The sequence below is a fragment of the Frankia sp. CoWAU3 genome, assembly GCF_977971855.1.
In genome coordinates, this window is the sequence record NZ_CDWWXB010000192.1 from 1 (window position 1) to 3,990 (window position 3,990).

Sequence of the window (3,990 nt, forward strand, 5' to 3'; positions counted from 1 at the left end):
TCTAGGAAACTCCCGCTAGGGCGACCGGGCGGCCTGCAGCCGCCGAGCCGTGCGGATCACCGGTTCGACGAACCGGGCCGCCAGCGGGCCGAGGACGGCCATCAGCAGCACGTAACAGGCGGCAAGCGGGCCCAGCCGGGGTTCGAGGCCGGCCGCCACCGCGAGGCCCGCGATGACGATCGAGAACTCGCCGCGTGCGACGAGGGCGGCCCCGGCCCGGAACCGGCCCATGGTCCCGATTCCCGCCGAGCGGGCGGCCCACCATCCCGTCATGACCTTTGTCGCGGCTCCGGCGATCGCGAGCAGGGACCCGGTGAGCAGCGCCGGAGGGATCTCAGCGGGATCGGTCTGCATGCCGAAGAAGACGAAGAAGACCGCCGCGAACAGATCGCGCAGCGGCCGCAGGACCTCCTCTGCACCCTCGGCGACTGGTCCGGACAGGGCGATGCCGACGAGGAACGCACCCACCGCGGCCGACACCTGCATACGCTGGGCGACCCCGGCGACGAACAGGGCCAGCCCCAGGGCCCGGAGCAGCAGGATCTCGTCGTTGCGGTGGGCCTTCGGGTTGAAGACCAGCCGGGTGACCTTCTCGCTGTGCCGCAGCGCGATGTAGAGCACCGCCACCAGGACTCCGAGCGCGATCGCCACGGTCAGCGATCCGCGCACGAACGTGTGATGGGCCAGCAACGCGGTGAGAACCGGCAGGTACACCGCCATGGCGAGGTCCTCGAGCACGAGGACGGACAGAACAACTGGCGTCTCCCGGTTACCGAGCCGCCCGAGGTCCCCCAGCACCTTCGCGATGATCCCCGAGGAGGAGATGGCCGTCACCCCACCCAGAACGACCGCCGCCGTCGGGCCCCAGCCGAGGAGGAACGCGGCGACGACCCCGGGGGTGGCGTTGAGCGCCAGGTCGAGCACCCCGGCCGGCGCCTGTCTGCGCAGCCCGGACAGCAGCTCGTCGGCGGTGTACTCCAGACCGAGGGTAAGCAGCAGGAGGACGACCCCGATCTCCGCGCCGACCCCGATGAACTCCTCGCTGGCACCGAGCGGCAGCAGGCCACCCCGGCCGAACGCCAGCCCACCCACCAGGTACAGGGGAATCGGTGAGACACTGATGCGCAGCGCGAGGTGCCCGAGGACTCCTAGGCAAAACAGAATCCCGCCGAGCTCGAGGAAGGTCGTCGCGGTGGAGTGCACGCGGTCCCGACTGCCCTCCCTGCCCGCGTCAGCCGTTGCGGAGCAACATACCGACGGATGCGGTGTTCTCCGGCGTACCGACGACAACGACGACGTCTCCGGCCTCGAATCGGAAGTCCGGCCGCGGGGATGCGAGCACCTGCTGGTCGCGGACGACCGCGACGATGGAGGCGCCGGTGCGGGTACGGGCCTGGGTGTCCCCGAGCTCGCGGCCCACGTAGGGCGAGCCGGGCAGGATCACGATCTGCTCACCGACGAGCCCGGCGAAGACACGGTTGAGGTCGGCGAGCTTCTCGACGATGCGCGGGGCACCGAGCAGCTCGGAGAGCACGTCGCCCTCCTCCGGCGTCAGCGCGATGGACTCACGCGAGGCGTCCGGGTCGTCCGCGTCATAGATCACGAGGTCCCGGCGCCCGTGATGATGGGACACGACTCCGAGCCGGCGGCCGCTGCGCGTCGCGAAGTCATGCCGCAGCCCGATGCCAGGCAGCGCGGTCTCCTCGATCTCCACAGCAACCTCTCCGGCGCTCCGATGGCCTGCCTTCCCAGGAAGGCCCAGATGACCAGCCCCATCACACAGTAGTCAACCATCCGCGACCGCGCCTGGACGGTGTGCCCGCCCGGCCCCTACCCCACGGAGCGCGGGGATCCGCGGATCCGCGCGCTCCGTCGGCGTGTCGGCATCACGACACGTATCGGTCGAGGAGGTCGAGGAGATCCCCGCCACGATGTTCTTGCGTGACGCGTTATGACGGAAGAACGTCGCAGTAGGACAATGCCGCAGTAGAGCAGCGTCGCAGTAGAGCACCCTCTCCTCGCCCCGCCCACGATCCACTCAGGAGGGTTACCCGACGTGCTGACCCGAAGCGCCCGCCTGTTCCGCCGGATCGCCCTGACCGTACTGGGTCTCGGCGTCCTCGGCCTCGGGATCGCGATGTTGGCGCTGCCGGGTCCGGGATTCCTCGTCGTGGCGCTCGGGTTCTTCATCCTGAGTCTGGAGTACGAGTGGGCGCGCAGCCGTTTCGAGCAGGCCCGACGCAAGGCCGCCGACCTCGCCGATCAGGCGGCCGCGAACCGGTTCTCGTCGGCGTTCACGATTCTGTTCGCGCTGGGGATGATCGCTGCGGGAATCGCGTGGATCGTGGTCGACACCCTTCCCGCGTCCTCCGGGTGGTCCGGCGGAAGCCTGATCCTCAGTGGGCTCGTCATCCTGACCACCATGATCGTGAGTCTCTGGCAGGCGAAGGAGGCCCGCGATGCCGGCCGGCCCACGCCCGCCGAACTCCTCGCCCGGCGGGAGCTGGAGAAGAGTCGATCCTGATGGGCGAAAATCTACTGGCCCTGGGTGACCTGATTGATTCCGAGTACGTGCGGCTGGGCGTACACACACTTGTACAGGGCCGCGCGGTCGGCGCTCGACGCCTTCGCGACGTCGTACCGCAGCGGATAGATCCGGCTGGTGGCCAGCTGGTTGCGGTCCTTCGGCAGCTGGATGGCCCTGCCCACCGAGGGGCACGCGGCGCGCACCGCGTCCTTCTGCGCCTCGGTGGCTCCCGGGGCGAAGTACACGACGGCCTCCTGTTGCGGCGGCGGCCCGTCCAACGTCGCGTAGATCCCGAAAACGATCAGGCCGATGGTGGCGAGTACCGCCACGACGACCATCGTCCGGCGCCGAGGGTCGGCCAGGTAGCGAGCGGCACGGGCGACAGCAGGTGACGACGGTGGGGCCACGTGGTGAGTCCTGTCACATCGGGGAAGGAAATCTGGTCCGGACGACGGCTGGAGCACCGCCATGACCGGACCCCCAACGTAGTCCGCCGAGCGGGTCCGTAAGGTAAACGCCCTCATGAGGCTTAGCGACCTCCGCCACGGGTGACCGCCGGCCCGCCGCTGCGCGGCGTGCTCGTACCGGTTCACCGTCGACCGGCGGCGCTGTGCCCGCGATCGCGCCCAACGGCGGGCGACCCCGATGACATCGACCTCGATGATCATCAATTATTCGACGATCATCGATCCAGCGATGATCACAACCAGTGGACCATGGGAGCGAGGAACAGGTCGTGCCATCCCTGATCGAGGACTACGCGCTGATCGGCGACACCCACTCCGCGGCGCTCGTGTCGCGCACCGGGTCGATCGACTGGCTGTGCCTGCCCCGATTCGACTCGCCGTCGTGCTTCGCCGCCCTGCTCGGCGACTCCGAGGCGGGCCACTGGAAGATCGCTCCCGTCGAGCCGGTCCTGGGCGTCAGCCGGCGCTACCGGGGCGACACGCTGGTCCTGGAGACGGACATGACGACCGCGTCCGGCACCGTGCGCATCGTCGACGCGATGTTTCCCCGCGCAGGCACGCACACCGTGCTCCGCCTGGTCGAATGCCTCGAAGGCGCGGTCCACCTGCGATCGGAGACCCGGTTTCGCTTCGACTACGGCTCCATCGTGCCGTGGGTCCGCCGGGTGGACGAGCACACCATGTCGGCGGTGGCCGGGCCGGATGCGGTCACCCTGCGGACGACCGCCCCGATGGAGGGGCACGACATGGCCACCTACGCCGACTTCCACGTCGCCGCCGGCCAGTCGGTACCGTTCTCATTGACCTGGACCCCCTCCCATCAGACTCCCCCGCCGTCCCACGACGTCCGGCGCATGATCACCCTCACCGAGGCGTGGTGGTCGGACTGGATGGCGGGCTGCACCTACGACGGCCAGTGGCAGCCGGCCGTCCGCCGGTCGCTGATCACCCTCAAGGCGCTCACCTACGCCCCGACCGGAGGGATCGTCGCCGCCG

General features: G+C 69.5%; 5 protein-coding genes. 2 read left to right on the forward strand and 3 right to left on the reverse strand.

Going from position 1 to position 3,990, the window contains the following annotated elements:
* Window positions 1-15: 15 nt before the first annotated feature.
* Together AC08ON_RS14865 and AC08ON_RS14870 are read right to left on the reverse strand one after the other, a co-directional pair.
* A complete protein-coding gene (locus AC08ON_RS14865; protein WP_476617174.1) occupies window positions 16-1,203 on the reverse strand; it encodes a cation:proton antiporter in 1,188 nt (395 codons plus the stop codon).
* A 28-nt stretch (window positions 1,204-1,231) separates the two neighbouring features.
* On the reverse strand, window positions 1,232-1,714 hold the full coding sequence (locus AC08ON_RS14870) for a cation:proton antiporter regulatory subunit (protein ID WP_476608007.1): 483 nt from the start codon (window positions 1,712-1,714) through the stop codon (window positions 1,232-1,234).
* Window positions 1,715-2,056: 342 nt separating this feature from the next.
* Here AC08ON_RS14870 and AC08ON_RS14875 point away from each other — a divergent pair, with 342 nt between their 5' ends.
* Window positions 2,057-2,524, forward strand: a complete 468-nt coding sequence (locus AC08ON_RS14875) for a PGPGW domain-containing protein (protein ID WP_476608006.1) — start codon at window positions 2,057-2,059, stop codon at window positions 2,522-2,524.
* Window positions 2,525-2,535: 11 nt separating this feature from the next.
* Here AC08ON_RS14875 and AC08ON_RS14880 read toward each other — a convergent pair whose 3' ends face one another.
* Complete coding sequence (locus AC08ON_RS14880; RefSeq protein ID WP_476608005.1) at window positions 2,536-2,934, reverse strand: hypothetical protein; 399 nt, start codon at window positions 2,932-2,934, stop codon at window positions 2,536-2,538.
* Window positions 2,935-3,263: 329 nt separating this feature from the next.
* Between AC08ON_RS14880 and AC08ON_RS14885 the strand changes: the two genes are divergently transcribed.
* The coding region (locus tag AC08ON_RS14885; protein ID WP_476617175.1) for a glycoside hydrolase family 15 protein at window positions 3,264-3,990 on the forward strand (727 nt) is incomplete at its 3' end.